Raw genomic sequence first — 26,690 nt, 5'->3', positions numbered from 1 at the left:
GGTTGACCTGCTGAGCTTGCGAATCATGCCCGGGTGTCGGTTATAGTGCCGTCGTAGGTCATGAGTGCCAGCGACAAGCCCCGGCTAGCTGGCCGGCAACCCTCGCGTCCGCGGCGGGGTGCCCCGGGTGAAGACCTGGTCCGTCACGAGGTGTGGCGGGCAAGCGCGGGCTCCGTGGCTGCTTCCAGGGGTCCGACCGACCCGTGAGGAGCTGTGCCGTGTCCACTCTGACGATCTTCAACTCCGTTCCCGCCCAGGCCGCCGCCGAGGCCACCGCCCCTGCCGCCGCCTCCGGACGGTTGATCCCCGCCGTGCTCGGCGCCGACCTCGAAGTGCCGGTCAAGGGCGGCCGGCTGGTGAGCTACGCCAACCTCGACTACGCGGCCAGCGCCCCCTGTCTCGAGCCGGTCAGCGCCGCCGTAGCCGCCGCGCTCCCGGCCTACTCCAGCGTCCACCGCGGCGCGGGCTACGCCTCCCAGCTCACCACCGCCCGCTACGAGCAGGCCCGCCACACGGTCCGGGCCTTCGTCGGCGCCCGCCCGGACGACGCCGTCATCTTCACCCGCAACACCACCGACGCCACCAACCTGCTGGCCGGCTGCCTGCCCGAGGGCACGACCGTCGTCGTCTTCGACTCCGAGCACCACGCCTCGCTGCTGCCCTGGGAGCGGTCCGTACGCCTGGCGCCGCCCGCCTTCCCCGGCGAGGCCGTCCGCGCCGCCGACGAGGCGCTGGCCGGGATCGAGGGCCCCAAGCTGCTCGTGGTCACCGCCGCCTCCAACGTCACCGGCGAGCTGTGGCCCATCGCCGCCCTGGCCCACATCGCCCACCGGCACGGCGCCCGGATCCTGGTGGACGCCGCCCAGCTCGTCCCGCACCGCAGGCTCAACCTGACCGCGCTCGACCTGGACTACGTGGCCTTCTCCGGCCACAAGCTGTACGCGCCCTTCGGCGCCGGCGTGCTGGTCGGACGCCGTGACTGGCTGGCGGCGGGCGAGCCGTACCTGAAGGGCGGCGGCGCGGTGCGCTCGGTGGGCGAGACCACCGAGTGGCACGACGACCCCGAGCCCCGCCACGAGGCCGGCACCCCCAACGTGCTCGGCGCCATCGCCCTGGCCGCCGCCTGCGACGCGCTCACCGCCACGGGGTGGACGGAGCTGGTGCGCGAGGAGGAGCGCCTGATCGCCCGGCTGCGTACCGGTCTGGCCTCGATCGACGGGGTGCGCGAGCTGTCGTTGTGGGGCGAGGACCACCCGCGGGTGGGGATCGTGTCGTTCGTCGTGGACGGCTACTCGGCCCGGGAGGTGGCCGAGGCGCTGTCCGGCGAGTACGGCATCGGCGTCCGTGACGGGAAGTTCTGCGCGCACCCCTTCGTCCGGCACCTGCTGGGCACCTCCGATGGAGGTTGCGAGGACGGCACCGCCTCGGCGGTCCGCGCCTCCATCGGCATCGGCAGCACGCAGGAGCACGTCGACCGCCTGATCGAGGCCCTGCGCGACCTGGTCAGCCGCTGAGCTCAGCGGTTGGGCGGCTTCTGCTGGTGCGGCTCGTCGGACACCAGGGCGTCGATGTCCCTCATGTCCTCGTCGTTGAGGTGCCCGGGACGCGGCGCGTTGGGCTGCCTCGGCACGTTGGGCTGCTCGGCCTCGCCCTCGGGCCGGGCCGGCGTCGTCGGGCCGCCCTCCGGCCCGACCTGCGTGGCCGGTCCCTCGGTGACGACCGTCGTCGGCTCGGCGCGGCGGGCCGGCCGGTGCGCGGCGAGGTCGTCCTCGGCGATCTGGCGTTCCCTGCGGCGGCGGTACGTCGAGTGGAAGATGCCGTCGAGGCCGATGCGGCCGCCGCCCAGCGCCGCGAGCATCAAGGACAGCGCACCCAGCGCGCCCGGCAGCTCCCATCCCCCGCCTTGCGACAACACCCCGTGGCCCGCGTGCACGAAGACGATCGCGCCGATCATGTCGATGAGCAGCAGCAACGCCACCGGCCGGACCAGCAGGCCGAGGATCAGCAGCGCGCCGCCGACCAGCTCCACGATGGCGGCGAATCCGGCCGACAACTCGGGCAGGGGCACGCCCATCTCCCGGAACTGCCCCGCCGCGGCACCGAGCCCGCCCTGCCACTTCTGCCAGCCGTGCGCCACGAAGATCACCCCGAGTACCACCCGGGAGATCAGGGCCGCCACATCAAACAGGACTCTCTTCACAGTGCTTTCTCCCCCCGTTCCCGGTATTGATCCCCATGTCTGGCTTCGGGATGCGTTGCCATACGATTCCTTGACCATCCCCCACGCTGGATCGCCCCGTGGGACGGTGGCAGCATGGGCCCTATGACGGAACGCGTGGTCGGGATCGGCGCCGGCGCGAAGGAGCTGGCGACCGAGGACATGATCCTCAACATCGGCCCCCAGCATCCCTCCACGCACGGCGTGCTCAGGCTCCGGCTCACCCTCGACGGCGAGCGCATCGAGACGGCCGAGCCGATCATCGGCTACATGCACAGGGGCGCGGAGAAGCTGTTCGAGGTCCGCGACTACCGCCAGATCATCATGCTCGCCAACCGGCACGACTGGCTGTCGGGGTTCGCCAACGAACTGGGCGTCGTGCTGGCCGCCGAACGGCTGCTCGGCATGGAGACGCCGGTCAGGGCCGTGTGGGCGCGTACGCTGCTGGCCGAGCTCAACCGGGTGCTCAACCACCTGATGTTCCTCGGCTCCTACCCCCTCGAACTGGGCGCGATCACCCCGGTCTTCTACGCCTTCAACGAGCGCGAACGCATCCAGGCCGTCATGGAGGAGATCTCCGGCGGGCGCATGCACTACATGTTCAACCGGGTCGGCGGCCTCAAGGAGGACCTGCCGCTCGGCTGGCTCGACCGGGTCGCCGAGGCCGTCGCCGAGACCCGCCGCCGGGTGCCCGACATCGAGGGCCTCATCCTGAACAACGAGATCTTCCTGGCCCGCACCAAGGGCGTCGGCGTGCTGACCCGCGAGCAGATCCTCCAGTACGGCGTCAGCGGGCCCATCGCGCGCGCCTCCGGCGTGGACCTCGACCTGCGGCGCGACGACCCGTACCTGGCCTACGGGGAGCTGCCGGTCACGGTCGTCACCCGGCGCGACGGCGACTGCCATGCCCGGTTCGAGGTGCTGTTCGAGCAGCTCAAGGTCTCGCTCGACCTGGCCGACGCGTGCGTCGCCCGGCTGCGTGAGCTGCCTCCCGGGCCGGTCAACCAGCGCCTGCCGAAGGTGCTCAAGGTGCCCGAGGGCCACACGTACGCGTGGACCGAGAACCCGCTCGGCATCAACGGCTACTACCTGGTCTCCAAGGGCGACAAGACGCCGTGGCGGCTCAAGCTGCGCTCGGCGTCGTTCGGCAACGTCCAGGCGCTGCGCGAGCTGCTGCCCGGGAACCTGGTGGCCGACATGATCGCCATTCTGGGCTCGATGTTCTTCGTCGTGGGTGACATCGACAAGTGAGCACTCCCGAACGCGACAAGTACGTCGACTGGCTGCGCGCCCTCAGCCTCATCGTCGTGGTGGTCTGGCACTGGGCGTTCACGATCCTGGAGTGGAAGCCCAGCGGGCCCGAGCCCACCAGCCCGCTCGGCTTCACCTCCGGGTTGTGGATCCTGACCTGGCTGCTCCAGGTGCTGCCGCTGTTCTTCTACGTCGGCGGTCACGTGCACCTGCTGTCCTGGAACCGGGCCCAGGCGCGTGGCGTCGGCATCGGGGCGTTCGTGTGGCGGCGCATCCGCGCGCTGTCCCTGCCCGCGCTGTTCCTGTGCGGCGTGTGGATCTCCGTCGGGGCGATCGTCACCTGGGCGTTCCACGTGGAGTGGATGTGGCGGGTGGTGCTGCTCGTGCTCAGCCCGCTGTGGTTCCTCGGCGTCTACCTGGTGCTGATCGCGCTGCTGCCGGTGGCCCTGTGGCTGCACAGGCGCTACGACGTGCTGGCCCTCATCTGGCTGGGCGGCTCGGCCCTGGTCGTCGACGTCGTGCGGTTCCGCTACGGCTACGAGTGGGCCGGCTGGCTCAACATGATCATTGTCTGGGGCCTGGCCCACCAGGCGGGCTTCTTCTACGACCGGATCGTCGTCCTGCCCCGGCGGTACGACGTCGGCATCCTGTGGACCGGCCTGTTCGCCCTGATCGGCCTGGTCTACTCGGGTATCTACCCGGGCTCGATGGTGGGCGTGCCGGGCGACAAGTGGTCGAACATGGCGCCGCCCACGTTCGTCATCGTCGCCCTGCTGATCTTCCAGATCGGCCTGGTCGAGGTGCTGCGCCCGGCCATGGAACGCGTGCTCGAACGCCCCCGCTGGGCCCGCGCCAACTCCTTCATCAACCGCTACGCCCTGCCGCTGTTCCTCTTCCACACGACCGGCATGGCGATCGCCTTAGGGCTGTCGTGGTGGTTGTTCGGCAGCCTCGGCACGAAGATCCCGCCCGACCTGAAGTGGTGGCTGGAGCGGCCGATCGCCATCATCGGGCCGCTGATCTGCACGCTGCCGGTCATCTACCTCTTCGGCCGCCGCCGCTAGTCGGAGTTACGGTCGTCGGAGTCCTTCGGGATCCGGCAGCAGTGTTCCAGGTACAGGGCCGCGCAGACGAGCACCACACAGGCCACGAACGACCCGGCCGCCACGAAGAACTCCGAGCGCGGCGTCTCCCGGTCGAAGAGCTCCAGCGTGTACGCGGCGAACCCGGCGAAGATCCCGGCGAACACCGCCCCCGCGTACGCCGACGCCTTGGCCAGCGCCGCCAGCCGGGCCACCGCCAGCGGCTCGACCGGCTTGGTGTCGGGCTTCCTGGCGATCCTGGCCTTGGTCACCCATCCGCTGTAACCCTCGCCGAGGGCGAGCAGCAGCACGGTCGGGATGGCCGTCCAGGGCAGCAGGAACGCGCCGTAGAAGTGCCGGACCGCCGCCCAGAAGATCAGGGCGACGACGACGAGGAGAGCGGCCAGGTGGCCGGGATGCGTCGGCTTCAATCGGGCCTCTGCAGCTTCAGGTCGTCACGCAGGCGCACGCCGTGCCGGTCGAGCCCGGCGAGCAGGTCGGCCACCCGGCCCCTGCCCGGCACCGTGGCCTCGGGGTCGATCACCGACCAGGGCACCAGCACGAACGCCCGCTCGTGGGCCCGGGGATGCGGCAACGTCAGCTCCGGGTCGTCGGACACGGTCTCGCCCACGACGATCAGGTCGACGTCGAGCGTACGCGGCCCCCACCGCTCCGCGCGCACCCGGCCGAAGGCGTTCTCCACGCCCAGCGCCCGCTCCAGCAACGTACGCGGCGGCAGCGCGGTCTCGGCGACGACGACCGCGTTGAGGTACGGCTCCTGCCCTCCCGGCCCCCCGACCGGGTCGGTCTCGTAGACCGGAGACGCCTTGACGAACTCCAGGCCCGGGGCGTCGAACAACGTGTCGATGGCTCCCTGCAACGTCTGGAACCGCTCGCCCAGGTTGCTGCCGAGAGCGAGGACGGCCTTCATGCGCGGCTCCGCTCGATCGTCACGATCACATCGTCGAACGGCAGCGGGATCGGCGCCGCCGGTTTGTGCACACTCACCTCGACCTTGTGCACCAGCTCGCTGCCCAGGCAGACGTCGGCCAGCCGCTGGGCCAGCGTCTCGATCAGCTCGACCGGCTCGCCCTCGACCACCTCGACCAGCGCCTGGGCCAGCTCGCCGTAGTGGACGGTCTTGGTGAGGTCGTCGCCGGCCGCCGCCGGAGCGGTGTCGAGGAACAACGTCGCGTCGATCACGAACTCCTGGCCGAGCTCCCGCTCGGCGGGCAGCACGCCGTGTCTGCCCCTGGCCCGCAGGCCCTTGAGAGCGATGCGGTCAGACCTCAAGCTCGCCCTCCTCGTCCTCGTCGTCGTCTCCCTGGAGCACCGGGGAGCCGTGGTGCATCCACAACCGCCAGCCCTGCGAGGTGCGGATGTAGACGTTGCTCGCCACCACCTTGCCCGCGGCGAAGCTGGACTCACCCTCCTCGCCCGCCGTCAGGATGTTCTCCACGCAGGTGAGCACGGCCACGTCGCCCAGCACGGTGGTGTTGACGTCGGTCAGCACGAACTGGATGTAGGTGGTGTTGGCCATGATCAGCGCCCACGACCGCAGCACCTCCGACCGGCCGCTCAGCAACGTCCAGCCCGGGTGGACGCAGCTCACCTGGTCGTCGGCGGTGTCCTCGGCCCAGATCTCGGTCATCTTGTCGAGATCGGCGCTCTCGATCGCGGTGTAGAACTCCTCGTTGACCGTCTCTATCGCGGCAGTGTCGACGCTCATGTGCCTGCTCCGGCTCTCTTCCATGCGGCCGCCACGCGCACGGCATCGGCATTGGGACCTACCTCGTGCACGCGCACGCACCAGGCCCCCGCCTGAGCCGCCAGCGCGGTGACCGCCAGCGTTGCGTCGTCGCTCCTGCTGAACGGGCGGGGCGCGCCGTCGGGGCCGGCCAGCAGCCGCCCGAGGAACCGCTTGCGCGAGGCCCCGATCAGCAGCGGGAAGCCCAGCTCGGCGAGCTGCGGGATGCCGGCCAGCAACGCCCAGTTGTGCTCGGCGTTCTTGGCGAAGCCGAGGCCGGGGTCGAGCACGATCTGCTCGGGGGACACCCCCTCGGCCAGCACGAGATCGACCCGCTTGCTGAGCTCCTCGCGCACCTCTGTCACGACGTCGGCGTAGACGGCGCGGCTGTCCATGTCATGGCTGTGACCGCGCCAGTGCATCACCACGTAGGGCGCTCCCGTCGCGGCGACCACGCGCGGCATCTCGGGGTCGGCCAGGCCGCCGCTGACGTCGTTGACGAGCCTGGCGCCCGCCTCGACCGCGGCCCTGGCCACCTCGGCGCGCATCGTGTCGACGCTGACGGCCACGCCCTCGGCGTCGAGCGCCCGGATCACCGGGACGACCCTGGCCAGCTCCTCCTCCAGCGACACCCGCGCGGCGCCGGGACGGGTGGACTCACCGCCCACGTCGACGATGTCGGCCCCCTCCCGCACCAGGTCGAGCCCGTGCCGGACGGCGGCCTCCTCGTCGAACCACAGGCCGCCGTCGGAGAAGGAGTCGGGGGTCACGTTGACCACGCCCATGACGAGGCACCGCTCCGTACCGCCCGGCACGTTGATGGGCACGCTAGTCATGGGGCAAGCCTAGGCGTTCCCCCACACCTGCCGACATCTCGGGTCCCCAGTTGTGGATAACGATCGTCACCTGCCGAGAATCAGCGCCATCGCCTCGGAGCGGGTCTTGTCGCTGGTACGGAAGTCGCCGCGGACCGCCGACGTGACCGTCTTGGCCCCCGGCTTGCGCACGCCGCGCATCGTCATGCACAGGTGTTCGGCCTCGACCACCACGATGACCCCGCGCGGCTCCAGCACCCGCATGAGGGCGTCGGCGATCTGCGAGGTCATGCGCTCCTGCACCTGCGGGCGGCGGGCGAAGACGTCGACCAGCCGGGCCAGCTTCGACAGCCCGGTCACCTGGCCACGCTCGTTGGGGATGTAGCCCACGTGGGCCACGCCGTGGAACGGGACCAGATGGTGCTCGCAGGTCGAGTAGACCTCGATGTCCCTGACCAGCACCATCTCGTCGTGGTCGACGTCGAAGACCTTGTTGAGCACGTCTTCGGGGGTCTGGCCGAGCCCGGAGAACTGCTCGGCCATCGCGCGGGCGACCCTGGCGGGCGTCTCGAGCAGGCCGTCGCGGTCGGGATCCTCGCCGATGCCGTAGAGGATCTCGCGTACGGCCTTCTCGATCCGCCCCAGGTCCACCTCGTGCTGGGTCACGCACTGTCTCCGGACTGGAAGGCGTCCTGGTGGCCGGAGGTGAGCGAGCCGTTGGCCGACTGCTCCTTCGGGGTCAGGATCGGCGGGCGGTCGGAGGGGAGCCGCTTGCCGTAGCCCGCGTAGGAGGGCCGGTGCTCCTTGACGACCACCGGGGCGAAGATCTGCAGGACCTGCTCGCGGGAGAGGGTCTCCTTCTCCATGAGCTCCAGCACCAGGTTGTCGAGCACGTCGCGGTATTCGACCAGGATGTCCCAGGCCTGGTCGTGCGCCGTCTCGATCATCCGGCGGACCTCCTCGTCGATGGAGGAGGCGATCTTCTCGGAGTAGTCGCGCTCGTGGCCCATCTCACGGCCGAGGAAGACCTCGGCCTGGCCGGTGCCGAACTTACGGGCGCCGAGCTGCTCGCTCATGCCGTACTCGGTCACCATGCGGCGGGCGACCGCCGTGGCCTTCTCGATGTCGTTGGAGGCGCCGGTGGTGGGCTCGTGGAAGACGAGCTCCTCCGCCGCGCGGCCGCCGAGCAGCATCGCGAGCTGGTCCATCATCTCGGACCTGGTGGCCAGGAACTTGTCCTCCATCGGCAGCGTCATCGTGTAACCGAGCGCGCGACCGCGGGACAGGATGGTGATCTTGTGGACCGGGTCGGAGTTGGGCAGCGCGTGCGCCACCAACGCGTGACCGCCTTCGTGGTAGGCGATCATCTTCTTCTCCTTGTCGGACATGACCCGCGACTTGCGCTCGGGCCCTGCCATGACACGGTCGATCGACTCCTCGAGGACCTCCATCGTGATCAGCTTCTGGTCGGCCCGCGCGGTGAGCAGGGCCGCCTCGTTGATCACGTTGGCCAGGTCGGCGCCGGTGAACCCGGGCGTGCGGCGCGCGATGACATCGAGGTCGACGTCGGGTGCGAACGGCTTGCCGCGGCCGTGGACCTTGAGGATGCCCTTGCGGCCCTCCAGGTCGGGACGGTCGACGGTGACCTGCCGGTCGAACCGGCCAGGACGCAGCAGCGCCGGGTCGAGGATGTCGGGCCGGTTGGTCGCGGCGATGAGGATCACGCCGCCCTTGACGTCGAAGCCGTCCATCTCGACGAGCAGCTGGTTGAGGGTCTGCTCGCGCTCGTCGTGACCGCCGCCCAGGCCGGCGCCGCGGTGGCGGCCGACGGCGTCGATCTCGTCGATGAAGATGATCGCGGGGGCGTTGGCCTTGGCCTGCTCGAACAGGTCGCGCACGCGGGAGGCGCCGACGCCGACGAACATCTCGACGAAGTCGGAGCCGGAGATCGAGTAGAAGGGCACGCCCGCCTCGCCCGCGACCGCGCGGGCCAGCAGGGTCTTGCCGGTGCCGGGCGGGCCGTAGAGCAGCACGCCCTTGGGGATCTTCGCGCCGATCGCCTGGAACTTGGCCGGGGCCTGCAGGAACTCCTTGATCTCCTGGAGCTCCTCGATGGCCTCGTCGGCGCCGGCGACGTCGGCGAACGTGGTCTTGGGGGTGTCTTTGGTGATGAGCTTGGCCTTCGACTTGCCGAAGTTCATCACCCGGGAGCCGCCGCCCTGCATCTGGTTCATGATGAACAGGAAGATCAGCACGATGATGACGATCGGCAGGAAGCTCACCAGGATGCTGAGCAGGAAGTTCTCCTGGGGCACCTCGGTGGTGAAGCTCTTCGTCTTGTTGGCGTCGACCTGGGCCTGCAGCTCGTCGGTCAGCTTCGCGCCGTAACCGCTGACCCAGTTGGCCTGGATCAGCTTCGCCGGGGCGTCACCCGGCCGGACGACGATCGGCTTGATGAGGGTGAGCTCGACCCGATTGTCCTTGTCGACGACCTTGGCGCTGGTGAAATTGCCGGCGCGAATCTGCTGGAGGACCGTGGACGTGTCGGCCTGCTTGAAATTGCCCCCGCCGCTCCAGAGCTGGGTGACGAGCAGGAGCAGCACGACGATGCCCAGGATCCACAGCAGTGGCCCACGTGTAAATCGCTTGAGATCCATCCGATGCGGAACCCCTTGCGGGCCCGTCCCTTCCTGACCATGGCCTGGAACCCCGGGCTGGCCCGGGGCCGCGGCATCCGACACCGCGACTTCTGACTACCCGAAGGGGACTTGCGGTCACCCTTCCGGAGTCTGAAGGTACACCGGCATGGCGCACGGAGGGACCCGCCCGCTACACCGGTCTTGCCCTATCAACGTACGTCACGTTGCGCGATGTTCCCGGCCATGGCCGGGATTACTACTTATAAACGTGCGGCGCGAGCGTTCCGATGAACGGCAAATTGCGGTAGCGCTCCGCGTAGTCGAGCCCGTAGCCGATGACGAACTCGTTGGGAATGTCGAAGCCGACGTATTTCACGTCCATCGGCACCTTCACCGCGTCGGGCTTGCGCAGCGCGGCGCAGATCTCCAACGACGCCGGATTGCGCGACTTCAGGTTTTCCAGCAGCCAGTGGAGGGTCAGGCCCGAGTCGATGATGTCCTCGACGATCAGGACGTGGCGGTTCAAGATGTCGGTGTCGAGGTCCTTCAGCACCCGCACGACGCCGGAGGACTTGGTGCCCGCGCCGTAGGACGACACCGCCATCCAGTCCATCTGCACCGGCACGTGCAGGGCTCTGGCCAGGTCGGCCATCACCATGACCGCACCCTTCAGCACGCCCACGAGCAGGACGTCCTTGCCCGCGTAGTCCTCGTCGATGCGCCCGGCAAGCTCTTTGATCTTGGCCTGGAGGTCGTCCTCGGGGATGAGGACCTTCTCCAGGTCTTTGCCCATGTCGGCAGCGTCCACCTGTGGTTCCTTAAACGATGGGACTGATGGCGAGTATCAGGGTGCCATACCGCCGAACTGCGGACAGACCTCCGGGTAGATCCACCGCCTTCTGCCCGTGCCATTGCGTGACCAGCCGATCGACCGCCAGCACGTGGGTGGCGGAAAGCGCGCCGGACGGCGTGCCCGCCGCGATGGCCGCGCGCCGCAGCACCCTGCGGCGCACCGCGTCGGGCAGTTTCTCCAACTCCGGCACGGACAGGATGACGGACTCTCCGATATCGCTAAGAGCGCAATTCGGGAACGCCGATTCGGCCCACTGGTCGAGGGCGTCGGCGTCCTCCCGCGCCATTCCGGCGGTCCGCGCGAGCGCCTCGGTCACCCCCGGGCCGAGTTCCTCGTCGAGCATCGGCAGGATCCGCTTCCTGACGCGGACGCGGGTGTAGCGGGGGTCGTCGTTGTGCGGGTCGTCCCAGGGGACGAGGGACATGGCCGCGCAGGCGGCGACCGTCGTGGCCCTGGACAGGTCGAGGAAGGGCCGGCGGTAGCGGCCCGCACGGGCGGCCATGCCGGAGATCGAGCGCAGCCCGCTCCCCCTGGCCAGGCCCAGCAAAACGGTCTCGGCCTGGTCGTCACGAGTGTGGCCGAGCAGGACGGCGGCGGCCCGCAGGCGGTCGGCCGCCTCGGCCAGCGCGGTGTACCGGGCCTCGCGGGCGGCGGCCTCGGGACCGCCGTCGGTGCCGACGGTGACGGTGAGCACCTCGGCCGGGGCCAGGCCGAGGCCGGCGGCGATGCCGGCGACCTGCCGGGCGCGGTCGGCCGAGCCCGGCTGGAGCTGGTGGTCCACCGTGACCAGCCCCGCGCGCAGGCCGGCGCGGGGGGCGACGAAGGCCAGTGCCGCCGCCAGGGCCAGCGAGTCGGCGCCGCCGCTGCACGCGGCCAGCACCAGCGCGCCGGTGCCGGCGAGGTCGCTCAGCGCCTCGCGGACGGCCCGGCGCACGTCGGCGACGGCTGGACGGGGACCCACAGGAGCCATTGTCCCGGCCGCCGGAACCGGCCGCACGCCATGCGCCCGGGTTCCGCGGGACGGGAGGGTCAGGCGGGCAGGGCCGGGGTGCCGATGACGCGGTGGATCCAGGCGTCGGGGTCGGCGATCTCGGGGGTCGTGGGCAGGGTCTCCGGGGAGGTCCAGACCTTGTTGAAGCCGTCCATGCCGACCCGGTCGACCACCTTGCGGACGAACGCGGAGCCCTCGGCGTACTGCTTCATCTTGACCTCGATGCCCAGCAGGCGCCGCACCGTGCGGTCGAGCCGGGAGCCGCCCTCGCGGCGCTGGGCGAACTTGGCGCGGATCTCCGAGACCGACGGGACCACCGAGGGGCCCACGGCGTCCATGACGAAGTCGCCATGGCCCTCCACCAGGGTCATCACGGCCGTCAGGCGGTCGAGGATCTCCTTCTGGGCGGGCGACTGGATGGCGTCGATCAGGTTGCCCTCGCCGCCCCTCACCACGTCGGCCACCGTGTCGGCGGCGCTGCGCAGGCGGTCGAGGAGCGTGGGCAGGTCGAGGTCGGAGGCGAGCAGGAACTCGGTCATCTGCGACCTGACGTACTCGCGCAGCCAGGTGACGCCGGTGAACTGCACGCGGTGGGTCTCCTCGTGGAGGCACACCCACAGGCGGAAGTCGCGGGGCACGACGTTCATCTCGCGCTCGGCGTGGACGATGTTGGGCGCCACGAGCGTCAGGCGGCCGGTCGCCTCCTGGCCGGTCGGGTCGGGCGGCAGGAACAGCTCGTACTGGCCGAGCACCCGGGAGGCGAGGAAGGCGAGGACGGCCCCGACCTCGACGCCGGTGATGCGCGAGCCCACCGCGGTGACGATGGCGGGCGGCGGGTTGTCTCCGCCGCCCATGCGCTGGGTCAGCGGTTCGAGGACCACGCGGAAGCCCTCGACGTTGGCCTTGATCCAGCCCGGCCGGTCGACGATGGTCGCGGGCTGCGGCGCGGTCTCGGTGTGGATCTTCGTGAACTCGCGCACGTGGCCCTCGGCCTCACGTGACAGCGTGCGGAGCTCGGCGACGGCCTGCCTGGCCTCCTCCTTGCTCACCTGAGGACCGGGGCGCACCAGGCGCGTGCCGGTCGTGACGGCCAGATCCCAGTCGATCACCTGCATGACGTCCACCGTACGTTGTTCTCGTCACGCCTGCGAAGAAGCGGCGGTCAGGATCGCGCGACGATCGCGGCGAGCCTGTCGAGCACCGGCTCGGCGTTCACCGGCACGTCGTCGGCCAGGAAGGCGAAGGTGACCAGCCGGCCGTCTTTGGTGGTGGCCAGGCCGGCCAGGGTGTTGACGTTGTTGAGCGTGCCGGTCTTGGCGCGTACGAGGCCTACCTGGCCCTTGCTGTCGGCGCGGGTGAAGCGCCTGCCGTTGCCCAGCGTGCCGGAGAAGCCGGCGATCGGCATGCCCGTGTCGACGGCCCGCAGCTCGGGATGCCCGGCCGAGCCGGCGATGGCGATGATCCTGGCCATGGCGTCGGCGCTGACCCGGTTGCGGACGGACAGGCCGCTGCCGTCGGCCACGCTGACGCCCTTGGTCACGCCGAGCCGCCGCATGACCCCGATCACCGCCTCGGCGGCCCCGGCGTACGACGCCTCCTTGCCCTCCTTGATGGCGACGTGCCTGGCCAGGGCCTCGGCCATGTCGTTGTCGCTGTGGGTCAGGGTGTGCTCGACCAGGGCGTACAAGGGGGCGGAGTCGACCTTGCCCAGCTCGGCGGCGCCCGCCGCGGCCCGTTCCTGGCGGATGTCCTTGGAGACGGTGACGCCGTACCTGGGCAGCAGGCGGGCGAAGGCGGCCGCGGCGGTCGCGGCCGGGTCGGACACGCGGGGCCGGGCGCCGGGGCGCTGGCGTCCCTCGTCCATGGCCAGGGCGTGGACGGGGGCCGCCTCGCCGTCGGGCACGTAGTTGGGCTTCCAGCCGGGCGCGATGGCCGGCCCGGTGAACAGGCTGTCGTCGTAGGAGAGCGTGACCTTCCTGACGCCCTTGGCCTTCAGCGCGGCAGCGGTCCGGGAGGCCAGGGTGGCGAGGGAGGCCTGCTTGGGGTAGCCGGGCCTGGCCGACGGTCCGGCGAGCAGCGGGTCGCCGCCGCCCACCAGGACGATCGCGCCGGGCGCGCGGCCCTGGACGACGCGGGTGGAGAAACGGGTGTCGGGGCCCAGCGAGGCGAGCGCCGCGGTGGTCGTGACGATCTTGTTCGTGGAGGCCGGGGTGATGCCCGTGTCGGGGTTGGAGGCGAAGATCCGGCCGCCGGTCGCGGCGTCGAGCACGACCGCGCCCACCCGGCCGCCTAGTGCTTTGTCACCCAGCGCGTCGGTGAGCTGGCGGGTCAAAGTACTCTTAGTCGGGAGAGGTCCGTCTCCTGACGTCGCCGAAAGCTGGGCCAGCACAGGCCCCGAGGTGACCACGGGGGCGGGGGGGATTCCCCGGGGAGACGCCGTCGGCCCGATCGGTGACGGCTGCCTCGTCAGTGCGCTCAGGTTGAAGTCGCTGGTCATGGCGTAGACGCCGATGACGATCGTGACGATCTGGAGCACGGCGAGAGTGGCCAGCATCATCGAACGCTCGTGCCGCGCCACGTCGCCTGACCTCTCTCCTGGTGTTCGCCTACGAGACATTAACGCCCAGCCGGGACTTCCCGGGGGCCTTGAGCGGAGGAACCGCGGTGGAGTTCGACGTTGTCGTTGAGATTCCCAAGGGGCAACGGAACAAGTACGAAGTGGACCACGAGACCGGAAAGATCAGGCTTGACCGGCTCCTGTTCACCTCCACGCAGTACCCCGCCGACTACGGCTTCATCGAGAACACCCTCGGCGAGGACGGTGACCCGCTCGACGCGCTGGTGCTGCTCCAGGAGCCGACGTTCCCGGGGTGCTACATCACCTGCCGCGCGGTCGGCATGTTCCGGATGACCGACGAGAAGGGCGGCGACGACAAGGTCCTGTGCGTGCCCTCGACCGACCCCCGGATGCACCACATCCAGGACATCCACCACGTGTCGGAGTTCGACCGGCTGGAGATCCAGCACTTCTTCGAGGTCTACAAGGACCTTGAGCCCGGCAAGTCCGTCGAGGGCGCCAACTGGGTCGGGCGCATCGAGGCCGAGGCCGAGATCGAGCGCTCGTTCCACCGGGCCAAGGACGCGGGTCACCACTGATCCTCACCGGGGCCTGGTGGCGCCCACCAGGTCCCCTCTCCAGATCGGGGCGACCCGCACCACGTCGCCGGTCTGGGGCGCGTGCACCATCTGGCCCTGGCCGACGTAGATGCCCACGTGGTGGATCGTGCCGGGGTCGTCGGTGATGCGGCCGAAGAAGAGCAGGTCTCCGCGGCGGAGCTGGTCCAGCGGCACGTGCGGGCCGGAGGTCCACTGGGTTCCGGTCCAGTGGTCCAGGCGCACGCCCACCTGTTCCCAGGCGCGCATGACCAGGCCGGAGCAGTCGTAGGTGTCGGGGCCCGCGGCGGCCCACACGTACGGTTTGCCGAGCTGGGTCAGCGCCCAGTTGGCGGCCAGGTTGCCGCCCGCCGACCCCGCCGCCAGGCCGGCCACCGACAGGGCCAGCGCCCGCCGTCTGGCCAGCAGCTCGGCGTGGCTGCGGGCGGCGTTCACCCGGTGCTGGAGCTGCCGCCGCTCCACCCGGAGGGTGCGCGTCTCGCGGCGCTGCCGGGCCACGGCCGCCTCCGCGGCCAGCTTCGCCCGCCGGGCGCGCTCCGAGGCGGCCTGCCGGGCGTCGTAGGCGTTCTGCGCCTGGGCCCGGAGGATGGCGGCGACCTCCTGGGCGTCGCTCATCCTGCGCAGGATCTGGGCGCGCTCGTCGCCGAGCTGGCCAAGCACGCTCGCCCGGTGCAGGAAGCCGTCGACGCCGCCCTCGTCGATGAGCATGCCGACGATCGGGTCCATCGGCGTCATCCCGCCGTAGCTCTGCGCCGCGAGCAGCGCGACGGCCTGCCGGGCGCGCTCGGCCTCGGCGTCGGCCGCCGCCTGACGCGCCTGGGCCTGTGCGTACGACTGCTCGGCCTGTCGGGCCCGGACCAGCTCGCCGTTGTACGCCTCCACCTGCCGTTCCACGGCCGCCGCCAGCTCGTCGAGCCTGGACTGGGCCGCGGCCAGCCCGGCGCTGGCCACCCCCAGCTCCTTCGAGCGGACGCGGGCGGCCTCGCGCGCCTTCTTCACGTCCTTGGCCGACGGCATGGGGTCGGCCAGCACCGGCGGGCCCGGAGCGAGCGGACACAGAGTGGCCAGCAGGACGCACGCCAGGAGCCCAGCCCGAAATACGCGCATAGGTCCCCCCGGAAACAGATGGTTACTCTATGCACACAGTTCCCATCGGTTTCCTGCACGTAACGTCATCACCGCAGGCGGAAGAGCCGTTCTATCCACGGACGGATGCCGGTGACCACCGGCCGGGCGGCCCGCGGGTAGGTGAAGACGGGGGTCTGGACGCCGTACGCGGCGTGCAACTCGGCGGCCTTGCACCAGTCGGTGGTCACGCGGGCCGCGGCCCACGCCGCCGCGATGGCCGGTCTGGCCTCCGGATGGCGGTCGTAGGTCTGGAAGAGGGTCATCGCGGCGTCGGCGGCGGCGTGACCGTCGCGCGGATAGGCGGTGCCCGCCAGGTAGGGGGCGGTGACCCGGCCGCCGTGGCAGGTGTCGAGCACCCAGGTCCAGTTGGCCGTCACCAGCCCGAGCACGGGCTCGGGGACGTCGGCGGCGGCGCCGTACATGCGTTCCTGGCGGGGGCCGGTCAGGCGGCGGGCGTCCCACATCCACTCGAGCTCGTCCGGCTGCGGGCCGCCGGCCAGCCAGGACAGCACCGCCAGGCCGCGCGCGGTGCGCAGGCGGCACAGGTCGAGCACGTGGCGCAGCATGCGGGGGCCGCGGTCGAGCCAGGTCGGCCAGTCGACGCGGTGACCTCTCGGCACCAGCTCGGCCACCCGCCCCGGGACGGGCAGCGGGCAGACCCGGCGCCCCAGGTGCGGATCCTGGCGCACCTCGAACGCCTCCAGGGCCCGCTCGGCGAGCCGGTCCTGGTGCGGCTTCCACGCCTCCACGGGGTGCTCAGCCGCTCTCGACGGGGGTGACGGGCTGCTCGGTGGGGGTGTGCGTGGGGGCGGGCGTGGCCGTCTCCGAGGGCGTGGTGGTGGGCGCGGGCGTCTCGGTGGGCGTCGGGGCGGGGGTGGGGGTCGGCACCGGCGGGGTCCGGGTGGGCGGGCGCGTGCCCGGGTCGCCGTGCGGCGGACGGCCCGGCTCACCGTGCGGCGGGTGACCCGGATGGCCGGTACGGCCGGGCTGACCGGGCTGGCCGGGCTGGCCGTACGTCGGGTCGCCGGGGTTCTCGCCCGGCGGTTCGGCCTGCGGCGGGCCGTCGGGCGTCGGCCGCGGCTCGCCGGGCGCGGACTCGGCGGGCGGCGAGCTCGCGTACGTCGGCACGAGCACGGCCGGCGGCACCGGCGTCGTCGAGCCGAGCATGCCGAACGGCTCGGGCGCGGCGCTGTCGAGGATGGGTTCTACGGTCAACTGGGCGTCCTGCGGGTCGGGTTGCCAGGGCAGTCTGATGCCGGGCGGCTCGCCGGTGGCGGGGAACGCGGCCGTCGCCACCCCGGCGAGACCGCCGTTGTCCTTGCCGAACTGGTTGAAGATCACTGCTATCGCCACCACGGTCGCGACCGCCGCCAGCGCGCCCGCCACCGCCTGAGGCCACCTTCGAGCCGCCGTCTGCGTGGGAACGGGAAATCCGGCGGCGTCCAGGGAGGCCGTGCGCCGGGCGACGTAGCGGCGGTAGGGCAGCAGCTCGGGGTCGGCGAAGCAGCTCATGACCCTGATGCGCAGCGCCTCGGGGAGCGCGGCGACGGGCAGCAGGCCGAAGACCTTGGCGGCCGAGGCCTGGCGGGCGCGGTGGGGGGCGCAGACCTCGCAGCGGGCGACGTGCCCGACCAGGTGCTCGCGCATCTCCCTGGTGAGGTCGCCGGTGAAGCCGGCCAGGATCCGGGCCCGGCGCGGGCAGTCGTAGGGGCCCTTGCGGGCCAGGATCTCGGCGGTGACGGCGTCGGTGAGATGATCGCGCGCCTGCTCCCTGGCCTGCTCGACCTGGCGCGGCGGGATCGCGAGCACCTGGGACAGCTCGGCGGCGTCCAGCGCGTGCCTGGTCGCCAGCTCCAGCACCTCCCGGTCGGCGACGGGCAGGCTCACGACGGCGTACCAGGCCATGAGCCGCAGGTCGGCGTCGGCCGGGTCGTCGAGCGGCGGGGCCTCGGCCAGGGCCTCGTCGGCGCCGGGCGGCGCCGCCATCCGGCGGCGCAGGCATTCCTGCCTGGCCAGGGCGAGCAGCCAGACCCGGAACCTGTCGGGCTGGGCCAGCGCGCCCGCGTGCGCCTCGGCGGCGATCAGCGTGTCGCGCAGGGCCACCTGGGCGCTGTCGGTGTCGAGGAGGAGGGACCAGCAGTAGCGGTAGACACTCTCCGCGTGCGTGTCGTAGAGCGCGGCGAGGGCTCCCGGGTCACGGGTGCGGAGTGCCTCCACCAGGACGCGGTCATTCATGTGACCGAAGGTAATGGATCGGTAACTAGTAGTTCTACCGGTTCCGCCGCTTGTCTACCGCGACCCCGCCAATTTCTCAACCTATTTGTTCGGACTAATACCGATTATTGCTTTACCTGCCCCATGGCTTCACTCCCCCGGTCCACCGCGAACGGCTCGGAGGTGGGCTTGACCGTGTGCACCGGGATCGCGCCGCCCATCGCCAGGTCCTCGTAGGGACGGCCGGTCGAGCCCCAGGTCCGGGCGGTGACGTCGGTCTTGGCGACTTTGCTGCCCTTGGGCAGTCCGGCCACGGTGAGGATGAACCTGGGCGGGCTGCCGGCCTTCACGTCGTCCACGAACGTGCTGCCGCCGCCGAGCAGTTTGCCTGCCGCGTCACGCAGCAACGCGTTCACCACCAGGCTGCTTGCCGGCAATTGATACGGATTCCCGACATAGCCGGTAATAAGGTAAGAGCCGTCTTTTTGGCGCATTGTCTGGACGCGCGTGATCGGGAACGACTGGAACGACGACGGGATGCGCGCGGCGGACCGCCACTGCGCCGGACGGTACTGGATGGTCACCTTCACCGGCTTCTCGGCGGAGGACGCCTGGCCGGTGAAGGCCAGGGAGCCGCCCGGCGGCACGGCGTCGAGCGGCTGGTCCATGCGCACCACCTCGGTGCCGGCGGCGTCGCGGCCCACGATGGTGGCCACCACGTGCTCACCGAAGTGCCACGGGTTGGCGTTGCTGAGCACACCCGCCCAGTTGACGGCGTAACCGTCGGTGGACTTGGCGATGTTCGAGACCTGCTCCTTGAGAACGAGCGGCTTGAGCGATTGGGCTGGCTGGTCCTCACTTGAACAACCGGCGAGGCAGATCGCCCCGAGTGCGAGGAGGCTGACGGTTCGGCTACGCGGGATCACTTTGCCGTGATAACCCGTGCATGGGCACGGCTGGCAGATGACACGCGCCGGGCGTACCAACTCTTTAACGCCTGCGGACGACCCTCGTCTCGTCCCACACCGGCTCGGACGACTCATAGACCGTCCCGTCGGAGCCGAAGACCAGGAAACGGTCGAAGTCGGCGGCGAACCAGCGGTCGTGGGTGACCGCCATGACCGTGCCGTCGAACGCGTCGAGGCCCACCTGGAGCGCCTCGGCGCTGGCCAGGTCGAGGTTGTCGGTCGGCTCGTCGAGCAGGAGCAGCGTGGCGCCCGACAGCTCCAGCAGCAGGATCTGCAGCCGCGCCTGCTGGCCTCCGGACAGCGTGTCGAACCGCTGCTCGGCGATCAGCCCGGCCAGCTCGTAGCGGGCCAGCGTCTTCATGGCCTCGTTCTTGAGCTTGGCGTGCTCGCTCATCACGATCTCGACCGGGGTGCGGCCGAGCAGGTCGGGCCTGGAGTGGGTCTGCGCGAAGTGCCCCGGGACGACCCGGGCGCCGAGCCTGGCCACGCCGGTGTGCGCGACGGGCTCGCCGGCCACCAGGCGCAGGAAGTGCGACTTGCCCGAGCCGTTGGAGCCGAGGACGGCGACCCGCTCGCCGTACCAGATCTCCAGGTCGAACGGGCGCATCAGGCCGGTCAGCTCAAGGCCCTCGCAGATGACCGCGCGCTTGCCGGTGCGGCCGCCGCGCAGGCGCATCTTGATGTTCTGGTCGGCCGGGGCCTGCTCGGGCGGGCCCGCCTCGACGAACCTGCGCAGCCGGGTCTGGGCCGCGTGGTAGGGGGCGGCCATGCCGTCGTTGTACCTGGCCTTGTTCTTCAGCATGTTGACCAGGGCCTTGAGCTTGGCGTGCTCTTCGTCCCAGCGCCTGCGCAGCTCGTCGAGCCGCTCGTTGCGGGCCTTGCGGGCCTCGGCGTAACCGGCGAAGCCGCCGCCGTGGATCCAGATGTTGCCCGACTCGACCGTGACGATGCGGTCGGCGGCGTTGGCGAGGAGCTGGCGGTCGTGGCTGACCAGCAGCACGGTCTTGGACGTCTCGCGGAGCTGCTGCTCCAGCCACTCCTTGCCGGGCACGTCGAGGTAGTTGTCGGGCTCGTCGAGCAGCAGGGTCTGGTCGGGGCCGCGCAGCAGCGCCTCCAGGACGAGCCGCTTCTGCTCGCCGCCGGACAGGGTGGCCACGTCGCGGTACTTCACCCGGTCGAACGGGACGCCGAGGGCCGAGACCGTGCAGGTGTCCCAGAGCACCTCGATCTCGTAGCCGCCGGCGTCGGTGTAGTCGCTGATGGCCTGCGCGTAGCGCATCTGCGCCTTCTCGTCGTCGCGCTCCATCATCACCAGCTCGGCCGCGTCGAGCCGCTCGGCCGCCTGCCGCACGGCCGGCGGGGCGACGCCGAGCAGCAGGTCGCGGACGTTGCTCCCGTCGCGCACGTTGCCGATGAACTGGCGCATCACGCCCAGCCCGCCGGAGCTGGTCACGCTGCCCTCGACGGGCTCCAGGTCGCCCGCGACCAGGCGCATGAGCGTGGTCTTGCCCGCGCCGTTGGGCCCGACGAGCGCGGCCTTGACACCGTCGCCGATCCGGAAGGAGACGTCGTTGAGCAGGGGCCTGCCGTCGGGCAGCACGTACGTCAGATGTCCTACTTCAACGTGGCCCATCCGGGCAGGCTACCGGCCGCCGGCGACCACGGGCACCCGGTTTTCGGCCGGTGATCCGGGGGCCCTGGACAGCAAGTGATCTAATGACTAGAACTGTACGGGACTCCCCCAGCCCCTAGGAACCGGTGATGACGCGATTCCGCTCCTCCCTCGTCCCCCTCGCCGTCGCCGTGCTCGGCCTGGTCGCCGTCCCGCAGCAGGCGTGGGCCGCGCCGCCCAAGCCCGTGCCTCCCTCGGCCGCCGTGGCGCGGGAACCGTCCGGGCCGGTGTCGGCGTGCGCGCCCACCGTGCGCGGCGCGTCCGTGGACGCCCGGCTGACCAGCCTGTTCACCTCGTACGGCAACGACAACAGCCGCCTGGACGACTGGACGGGAGCCGACGGCACCTACTCGCTCCGGCTGCCCAACGGCCGTGAGCTGTGGGTGTTCTCCGACACCTTCCTCGGCCAGGTCAACGCCGACGGCTCCAGGCCGCCCGTCGTCGAGGAGGGCGGCAGCACCGTCTTCCTGAACAACTCCTTCGCCGTCGAGCGGGACGGGCGGCTGTCCACCGTCCACGACGGCACGGCCGCGAAGCCCGAAGCCGTGATGCCGCCGCGCGACGACAAGCACTGGTTCTGGGCCGGGGACGCCACGCTGGCGGGCGGCCTGGTCGAGGTCACCTACCAGGAGTACGAGCGGTTCGGCTCCGGCGCGTGGGACTGGCGCTGGCACCGCAACGTGGTGGCCAGGTTCGCGCCCGGCCGGCTCGACCAGCCGATCAGCGTGCACGACCTGCCCTCTGGCCACGGCGTCTCCTGGGCCTCCGGCCTGCTGAAGGACGGCGGCTACACCTACGTGTACGGCGTCGAGGACCTCGGCTCGGCCAAGTACATGCACCTCGCCCGGGTCAGGGGCCAGAGCCTGCTGGGCACGTGGGAGTTCCGCACTGCCGACGGCTCGTGGTCACCGGACGAGACCGACTCGGCCCGGATCATGGGCGGGGTGGCGAACGAGTACAGCGTCACCCGGGTCGGATCCGGATATGTCCTGATCACGCATGACACCACCGAGGTGCTCAGCCCCAACATCGTGGCCTACTCCTCCTGCTCGCCCACCGGCCCCTTCACCGGCAAGCAGCACGTCTACACCACCCCCGAGACCAGCGGGAACGTCTTCACCTACAACGCCCACGCCCATCCCGACGTCGCCGGGAACGGCCTGGTGGTCTCCTACAACGTCAACAGCTTCGTCAACACCGACCACTACCGGGACGTGTCCATCTACCGGCCCAGGTTCCTGGATGTGACGTTCGGGTGAGGCGCAACTGGGCGGCGCGCCTGCGGCACCTCACCCTCGACGGGCTGCGGGCGGTCACGCTGGAGAACGAGCGGCTGCGCGTGACCGTCCTGCCGGACAAGGGCGGCGACGTGGTGGAGTTCCTGCACAAACCCACCGACACCGACTTCGTCTGGCTCTCCCCGCAGGGCCTGCGCGACCCGCGCGACCACCGTCACGGCGCGGCCGACGACGTCGCCCAGTTCGTCGACCACTACCAGGGCGGCTGGCAGGAGGTCTTCCCCAACGGCGGCGCGCCGAGCGAGTACCGGGGCGCGCGCCTGGCCCAGCACGGCGAGGTCGCCGGGCTGCCGTGGTCGTGCGAGGTGGTGGCCGACTGCGAGGAGGAGGTCGCGGTACGGCTCGCCGTGCGGACACGGCGGCTGCCGTACCAGGTGGAGAAGGTGTTCCGGCTCCGGGCGGGGACCGCCGCGCTGGAGGTCGAGGGGCGGGTGACCAACGAGGCGGACCTCGCGCTGCACGCCATGTGGGGCCAGCACATCGTCTTCGGGGCGCCGTTCCTGCGGGCGGGCGCGCGGATCCGGCTGCCCGAAGGCGTGCGGGTGATCCCGCACGCGGCGCCGATCGGCCCGGCCGGGCGCCGGGTGCGGGCCGGCGGGCCGTGGCGGTGGCCGGTGGTGCCCGCCGACGGGGGCGGGGAGACGGATCTGAGCGTGGTGCCGGAGCGGGGCGGGCCGAGCGACATCGTCTACCTCACGGGTTTCCCGGAGGGTTGGTACGAAATTTCAGGGGATATCGGTATCCGGGTGGAGTGGGATGCGACGCTCCTCCCCTACCTGTGGATGTGGCAGGAGCTCGGCGCGTCCACCGGCTATCCCTGGTGGGGGCGGGCCTACACGCTGGGGCTCGAACCGTTCGCCGGCATGCCGACCGACGGCCTGGCCGCCGCCGTGGCCAACGGGAGCGCCCTGTCGCTCGGACCGCAGGAGACCAAGGTGTCGAGATGGCGCGCGGAGGTGCTGGCGTGAGTGAGTTTTCCGGCAAGGTGGCGCTGGTCACCGGCGGGTCGATGGGCATCGGGCGGGCGGTGGTCGACCGGCTGGCCGACGGCGGCGCGAACGTGGTGTTCTGCGGCGTGGACGAGACCGCGGCGCTCGACAGCGAGCACGTCACCGGCGTCGTCGCCGACGTGCGCCGGGCCGGCGACATGCGCGACCTCGTGGAGCTGGCCGTGACCAGGTACGGCGGCCTCGACGTCGTCGTCACCTGCGCCGGCGTCCAGCGGTACGGCACGGTCGAGGACACCCCGGAGGAGGTGTGGGACGAGGTCATGGACGTCAACCTCAAGGGCGTCTACCTCACCTGCAAGGCCGCCGTGCCGAGGCTCAGGGAACGCGGCGGCGGCTCGATCGTGGTCATGTCGTCGGTGCAGGCGTTCTCGTCGCAGGCGCAGGTGGCCGCCTACACCGCGAGCAAGGCCGCCCTGAACGGCCTGACCAGGGCCATGGCGCTCGACCACGCGGCCGACGGCATCCGGGTCAACGTGGTCTGCCCCGGCTCGGTGGACACCCCCATGCTGCGCTGGGCGGCCGACCTGTGGCGGGGCGACCTGTCGCAGGAGGAGCAGGTCGAGCAGTGGGGCAAGGCCCATCCGCTGGGCCGCGTGGGCCGTCCCGAGGAGGTGGCCGAGCTGGTGGCGTTCCTGGCGGGGCCGCGTTCGTCGTTCATCACCGGGGCCGAGCACCGTGTGGACGGCGGCCTGCTGGCCCGGAACCCGGCGGCGCTCCCCGACTAGGTCGAGTAAGTCCCCAGTCGCCTCCCGAACCTGGCAATCGTTGCGTCAATGCGGCGAAGTGCCAGGTGGTGAGCCTGGTAACCAAGTTCTCTGCGTGTATTCGAGGGCGGGTCCCGAGCCCCCTCACAGCACGCTTGGTACGGGTTCCGAAACGACTCACCGATCTAGGAGAGACCTGTGAGGCTCACCAAGAAGGCCGTCGGCTTCATCGCCGCGGCCGCGCTGTTCACCGTGGTCGTCCCGGCTGCCGCGGCGGAGGCCAGCCCACGCTCGACGTGCTACGGCGGCCGCGTCTGCCTGTACGCCGGTTTCGACTACAACCGTGGCCAGAGCGACCACTGGCGCGACTTCACGGCCGACGACTCCGACCTGGCCGACAACAACTGGCTGAACTGGGACTTCAGCAACACCTGGCACAGCATGGACAACGAGACCAGCTCCGTCAGGAACCGGGTCGGCTGCAGCGCCACCCTCTGGCAGCACGCCGACTACACCGGTGCCCACAGCACCTTCACCCACAACTCCAACGACGGTTACCTGTCGAACAACGCCATCGGCAACAACCGCACCAGCTCGATCGACATCTGGTGCCGCTGAGAAATAACGGGAGTGCCGGTTTCCGGGCTTGGCCGCCGGAAACCGGCTGTCGCGGCCTCCTCGCGGGCGCGCTGCTGCTGTCCGTCGCGGCCTGCGCCGCCGGCGAGCCCGTACGCGAACGGCCCCCGGCGGGCGTGACCTCGGTGTCGCAGCTCGTGTTGCCGTTCGACGCCTACAAGCCGACTCCCGAGCAGCGGGCCGTCCTGGGCAATGCCCACAACCACCTGGTCGCGCGGTGCATGAGCCGCCGCGGCCTCACCGTCACCCCACCCGCGGAGGACGCCGCCGAGCTGGCGGCGATCGACCCGGGCAACTCCCGCCGCTATGGCGTCGTGGACACCTCGGCCGCCCAGCGGTACGGCTACCACCTGGCCAGGCCCCCGTCCCCGGACACCACCGGCTCCTGGGTCAACAAACTGCCCAAGCACACCCGCCACCGCCTGTACGGCACCGCCGCCGACCGCGGCTGCCTCGACCGCGCCTCCGCGGAGCTGGAGGGCGGCACCCGCCAGGCGGACTGGCCCTGGCTGGGCCTGCAGGACTCGCTCACCCTGGAACAGGCCGCCAAGCACGGCGGCGTGGCCGCGGCGACCAGGCGCTGGCAGTCGTGCATGACCCAGGCGGGACACCCCTACCCGGACCCGGAGTCGGCCATCGCCGACTCCCGCTGGAACCTGGAGAAACCGGACGTCAGCGAGGAGGAGAAGCTGACAGCCGTCGCCGACACGACCTGCAAGTGGGCTTCGGGCCTGGTCGCCGCCTGGTTCTCGGCCGACGCCGAGCTTCAGCGCGCGGTCATCCGGGACAACCGGGAACGCTTCGACGCGCTCGCGGCCAGCCTGCGGCAACGGCTGGAGCGCGCCTCACGCCTGCTGTCCGAGCACGAAGGCCGCCAGGTCGGCTGACTGGCGCAGCCTGCTGGGCTCGTGCGCGTACATCATGTGGCCGGCCTCGTAGTACTTGAACTCGACGTTGGCGGCCAGCTCGGCGGGCACGGGCAGGTGGGCGAAGGCGTGCTCGGCCGCGTAGTACGGCGTGGCGCCGTCGTGGTAGCCGCAGGCCACGTGCACGCGCAGGTGCGGGTTGGTCCGCATGGCGGCGCCCAGCCGGTCGGTCACGCTGACGTGCACGCCCTCGAACTCCTTGTACGACCACGGGTGCACCCGCGAGCTGAGGATCTCGTAGGGCAGGTCGTTGGCGTACTCCAGCTCGGTCCGCAGGTAGTGGTTGAGCGCGGCGCTGTAGGGGCCGGTGATGGCGTTCATGCTCGGGTCGGAGACGAAGTGCTCGCGCCCGCCGTCGGGGTCCCAGCCGGTGAAGCGGCCGTCGAGCCTGCCGACGGTCAGCCGGCGCTCGCGCAGCAGCTCGGTGAAGAAGCGGATGTGCTCGATGCGCAGGTCCACGCGGTCGACGTAGTCCTCGGAGAGGCCGGACAGGGCCGCGACCCTGGAGACGGCGGCGGCGCGCTCGCCGGCCGTGAGGCGGTTGCCGCGGGCCAGGGCCCACGGGTAGTCGCGGGAGGCGTACTCCTCGGCCTCGCGCAGCACGTCGGCCAGCGGGCGGTCGCCGTGCAGCCCGTGATAGTGCGCGATGGCGGCATAGGTCGGTAGATAGAGGGCGTAGGCCACGTCGTTGCCCTCGTTGAACTCCACGGTCGCGTAGTCGAGCACCGAGGAGATCAGCATCACGCCGTTGAGGTACATGCCGTACCGCGACTGGAGGTGGTCGGCCAGCCCGGCCGCCCTGACCGTGCCGTACGACTCGCCGGCCAGGAACTTCGGCGACATCCACCGCGCGTTCCTGGTCGTCCAGAGCCGGATCACCTCGCCGACCGACTCCACGTCGCCGCTGAACCCGTGGTACGGCTGGGCCTTCTCGCCCTCGGCCGCCCGCGAGTAGCCGGTGGACATCGGGTCGATGACGACCAGGTCGCTGACCTTGAGCAGGGTCTCGTCGTTGTCGGCCAGCGCGTACGGCGGTGGGAGGAGCGCGCCCGCGTCCCCCATCACGACCCGGCGCGGGCCCAGGATGCCGAGGTGCAGCCACACGCTCGACGACCCGGGCCCGCCGTTGAAGGCGAACGTGACCGGCCTGGTCAGCGGGTCGGCGTCGTCGAGCGTGTAGGAGGTGAGGAACACCTCGGCCTTCGGGCGGTGGCCGTCGAACGTGCCGTCCGTGAACACCTCCTCGCGCACCACCATGGTTCCGGTCGTGGCGGTGTATCCCTGGCCGGTCGGCAGGGCGTGCCGGGTGGTGACCAGGTTGTCGGCGGGCTGCTTCGTCTGTACTTCGTCGGACATAGCGGCCA

General features: G+C 71.0%; 27 protein-coding genes and 1 riboswitch. Of the genes, 9 read left to right on the top strand and 18 right to left on the bottom strand.

The window, feature by feature from the left end; all coding sequences use genetic code 11:
* The first annotated feature begins 56 nt into the window (after window positions 1–56).
* Window positions 57–172: riboswitch (SAM riboswitch) on the top strand.
* 46 nt (window positions 173–218) lie between these two features.
* Window positions 219–1,514 (top strand): aminotransferase class V-fold PLP-dependent enzyme, encoded by a 1,296-nt coding sequence (locus ACNF49_RS05885; protein ID WP_482943027.1) that lies wholly within the window; start codon window positions 219–221, stop codon window positions 1,512–1,514.
* Between the two features lie 2 nt (window positions 1,515–1,516).
* On the opposite strand, the gene ACNF49_RS05880 is transcribed toward ACNF49_RS05885, so the two are convergent.
* Window positions 1,517–2,200 carry a DoxX family protein gene (locus ACNF49_RS05880; RefSeq protein WP_482943026.1) on the bottom strand — a complete coding sequence of 228 codons (684 nt, stop codon included), beginning with the start codon at window positions 2,198–2,200 and terminating at the stop codon, window positions 1,517–1,519.
* A gap of 123 nt (window positions 2,201–2,323) precedes the next feature.
* Between ACNF49_RS05880 and ACNF49_RS05875 the strand changes: the two genes are divergently transcribed.
* The gene (locus ACNF49_RS05875) at window positions 2,324–3,469 is read left to right on the top strand and encodes an NADH-quinone oxidoreductase subunit D (protein ID WP_482943025.1); all 1,146 of its coding nucleotides are present in this window, start codon (window positions 2,324–2,326) and stop codon (window positions 3,467–3,469) included.
* Window positions 3,466–4,533 carry an acyltransferase family protein gene (locus ACNF49_RS05870; RefSeq protein WP_482943024.1) on the top strand — a complete coding sequence of 356 codons (1,068 nt, stop codon included), beginning with the start codon at window positions 3,466–3,468 and terminating at the stop codon, window positions 4,531–4,533. Before ACNF49_RS05875 ends, ACNF49_RS05870 begins: the two co-directional genes overlap by 4 nt.
* Here the strand turns inward: ACNF49_RS05870 and ACNF49_RS05865 are convergent.
* The 11 genes from ACNF49_RS05865 to dacB all read right to left on the bottom strand — a co-directional run bounded on the left by ACNF49_RS05865 (window position 4,530) and on the right by dacB (window position 14,174).
* A complete protein-coding gene (locus ACNF49_RS05865) occupies window positions 4,530–4,982 on the bottom strand; it encodes a DUF3180 domain-containing protein (RefSeq protein WP_357975367.1) in 453 nt (150 codons plus the stop codon). The two genes, ACNF49_RS05870 and ACNF49_RS05865, sit on opposite strands and share 4 nt — an antisense overlap.
* Window positions 4,979–5,482 (bottom strand): 2-amino-4-hydroxy-6-hydroxymethyldihydropteridine diphosphokinase, encoded by a 504-nt coding sequence (gene folK, locus ACNF49_RS05860; protein WP_357975370.1) that lies wholly within the window; start codon window positions 5,480–5,482, stop codon window positions 4,979–4,981. Before folK ends, ACNF49_RS05865 begins: the two co-directional genes overlap by 4 nt.
* A complete protein-coding gene (gene folB, locus ACNF49_RS05855) occupies window positions 5,479–5,844 on the bottom strand; it encodes a dihydroneopterin aldolase (protein WP_482943023.1) in 366 nt (121 codons plus the stop codon). Before folB ends, folK begins: the two co-directional genes overlap by 4 nt.
* Window positions 5,834–6,280, bottom strand: coding sequence for a nuclear transport factor 2 family protein (locus tag ACNF49_RS05850; RefSeq protein WP_357975377.1), 447 nt, complete (start codon window positions 6,278–6,280; stop codon window positions 5,834–5,836). The genes folB and ACNF49_RS05850 overlap by 11 nt, the downstream gene beginning before the upstream one ends.
* Window positions 6,277–7,134, bottom strand: coding sequence for a dihydropteroate synthase (folP, locus tag ACNF49_RS05845; protein ID WP_449922192.1), 858 nt, complete (start codon window positions 7,132–7,134; stop codon window positions 6,277–6,279). The genes ACNF49_RS05850 and folP overlap by 4 nt, the downstream gene beginning before the upstream one ends.
* 66 nt (window positions 7,135–7,200) lie before the next feature.
* On the bottom strand, window positions 7,201–7,779 hold the full coding sequence (gene folE, locus ACNF49_RS05840; RefSeq protein WP_352318609.1) for a GTP cyclohydrolase I FolE: 579 nt from the start codon (window positions 7,777–7,779) through the stop codon (window positions 7,201–7,203).
* Window positions 7,776–9,770: an ATP-dependent zinc metalloprotease FtsH gene (gene ftsH / locus ACNF49_RS05835; RefSeq protein WP_357975381.1), complete on the bottom strand. Its 1,995-nt coding sequence runs from the start codon at window positions 9,768–9,770 to the stop codon at window positions 7,776–7,778. The genes folE and ftsH overlap by 4 nt, the downstream gene beginning before the upstream one ends.
* Window positions 9,771–10,008: 238 nt before the next feature.
* Complete coding sequence (gene hpt / locus ACNF49_RS05830) at window positions 10,009–10,560, bottom strand: hypoxanthine phosphoribosyltransferase (protein ID WP_357702217.1); 552 nt, start codon at window positions 10,558–10,560, stop codon at window positions 10,009–10,011.
* A 10-nt stretch (window positions 10,561–10,570) separates the two neighbouring features.
* Window positions 10,571–11,575, bottom strand: a complete 1,005-nt coding sequence (tilS, locus tag ACNF49_RS05825; protein ID WP_357975384.1) for a tRNA lysidine(34) synthetase TilS — start codon at window positions 11,573–11,575, stop codon at window positions 10,571–10,573.
* Between the two features lie 59 nt (window positions 11,576–11,634).
* On the bottom strand, window positions 11,635–12,711 hold the full coding sequence (locus ACNF49_RS05820) for a zinc-dependent metalloprotease (protein ID WP_357975387.1): 1,077 nt from the start codon (window positions 12,709–12,711) through the stop codon (window positions 11,635–11,637).
* A gap of 47 nt (window positions 12,712–12,758) precedes the next feature.
* On the bottom strand, window positions 12,759–14,174 hold the full coding sequence (dacB, locus tag ACNF49_RS05815) for a D-alanyl-D-alanine carboxypeptidase/D-alanyl-D-alanine endopeptidase (protein ID WP_357975390.1): 1,416 nt from the start codon (window positions 14,172–14,174) through the stop codon (window positions 12,759–12,761).
* Window positions 14,175–14,260: 86 nt separating this feature from the next.
* On the opposite strand from dacB, the gene ACNF49_RS05810 reads away from it, so the two are divergent.
* On the top strand, window positions 14,261–14,752 hold the full coding sequence (locus ACNF49_RS05810; protein ID WP_352318598.1) for an inorganic diphosphatase: 492 nt from the start codon (window positions 14,261–14,263) through the stop codon (window positions 14,750–14,752).
* Window positions 14,753–14,755: 3 nt separating this feature from the next.
* Here the strand turns inward: ACNF49_RS05810 and ACNF49_RS05805 are convergent, their stop codons facing one another.
* The 5 genes from ACNF49_RS05805 to ACNF49_RS05785 form a co-directional block, all read right to left on the bottom strand.
* The gene (locus ACNF49_RS05805; protein ID WP_482943022.1) at window positions 14,756–15,877 is read right to left on the bottom strand and encodes a C40 family peptidase; all 1,122 of its coding nucleotides are present in this window, start codon (window positions 15,875–15,877) and stop codon (window positions 14,756–14,758) included.
* A gap of 68 nt (window positions 15,878–15,945) precedes the next feature.
* A complete protein-coding gene (locus ACNF49_RS05800) occupies window positions 15,946–16,647 on the bottom strand; it encodes a hypothetical protein (RefSeq protein ID WP_482943021.1) in 702 nt (233 codons plus the stop codon).
* A gap of 7 nt (window positions 16,648–16,654) precedes the next feature.
* Complete coding sequence (locus tag ACNF49_RS05795; protein WP_482943020.1) at window positions 16,655–18,133, bottom strand: RNA polymerase sigma factor; 1,479 nt, start codon at window positions 18,131–18,133, stop codon at window positions 16,655–16,657.
* A gap of 104 nt (window positions 18,134–18,237) precedes the next feature.
* Window positions 18,238–19,038, bottom strand: a complete 801-nt coding sequence (locus ACNF49_RS05790) for a hypothetical protein (protein ID WP_482943019.1) — start codon at window positions 19,036–19,038, stop codon at window positions 18,238–18,240.
* 64 nt (window positions 19,039–19,102) lie between these two features.
* On the bottom strand, window positions 19,103–20,713 hold the full coding sequence (locus ACNF49_RS05785; RefSeq protein WP_357975405.1) for an ABC-F family ATP-binding cassette domain-containing protein: 1,611 nt from the start codon (window positions 20,711–20,713) through the stop codon (window positions 19,103–19,105).
* 128 nt (window positions 20,714–20,841) lie between these two features.
* Between ACNF49_RS05785 and ACNF49_RS05780 the strand changes: the two genes are divergently transcribed.
* From ACNF49_RS05780 to ACNF49_RS05760, 5 genes are all read left to right on the top strand, one after another.
* Window positions 20,842–22,011, top strand: coding sequence for a DUF5005 domain-containing protein (locus tag ACNF49_RS05780; protein ID WP_482943018.1), 1,170 nt, complete (start codon window positions 20,842–20,844; stop codon window positions 22,009–22,011).
* Window positions 22,008–23,018 (top strand): DUF4432 family protein, encoded by a 1,011-nt coding sequence (locus ACNF49_RS05775; protein ID WP_482943017.1) that lies wholly within the window; start codon window positions 22,008–22,010, stop codon window positions 23,016–23,018. Before ACNF49_RS05780 ends, ACNF49_RS05775 begins: the two co-directional genes overlap by 4 nt.
* Window positions 23,015–23,785 (top strand): SDR family NAD(P)-dependent oxidoreductase, encoded by a 771-nt coding sequence (locus ACNF49_RS05770; protein ID WP_357975414.1) that lies wholly within the window; start codon window positions 23,015–23,017, stop codon window positions 23,783–23,785. Before ACNF49_RS05775 ends, ACNF49_RS05770 begins: the two co-directional genes overlap by 4 nt.
* Before the next feature lie 177 nt (window positions 23,786–23,962).
* The gene (locus ACNF49_RS05765; RefSeq protein WP_357975417.1) at window positions 23,963–24,382 is read left to right on the top strand and encodes a peptidase inhibitor family I36 protein; all 420 of its coding nucleotides are present in this window, start codon (window positions 23,963–23,965) and stop codon (window positions 24,380–24,382) included.
* Entirely contained in the window at window positions 24,373–25,287 is a 915-nt protein-coding gene (locus ACNF49_RS05760) for a hypothetical protein (protein WP_357975420.1), read from the top strand. The genes ACNF49_RS05765 and ACNF49_RS05760 overlap by 10 nt, the downstream gene beginning before the upstream one ends.
* On the opposite strand, the gene ACNF49_RS05755 is transcribed toward ACNF49_RS05760, so the two are convergent.
* Entirely contained in the window at window positions 25,246–26,682 is a 1,437-nt protein-coding gene (locus ACNF49_RS05755; protein ID WP_482943016.1) for a S10 family peptidase, read from the bottom strand. The genes ACNF49_RS05760 and ACNF49_RS05755 overlap by 42 nt on opposite strands.
* Window positions 26,683–26,690 lie beyond the last annotated feature (8 nt).

The sequence above is a fragment of the Actinomadura sp. ATCC 39365 genome (assembly GCF_054392275.1).
This window is presented reverse-complemented; position numbering and strand designations above follow the sequence as displayed.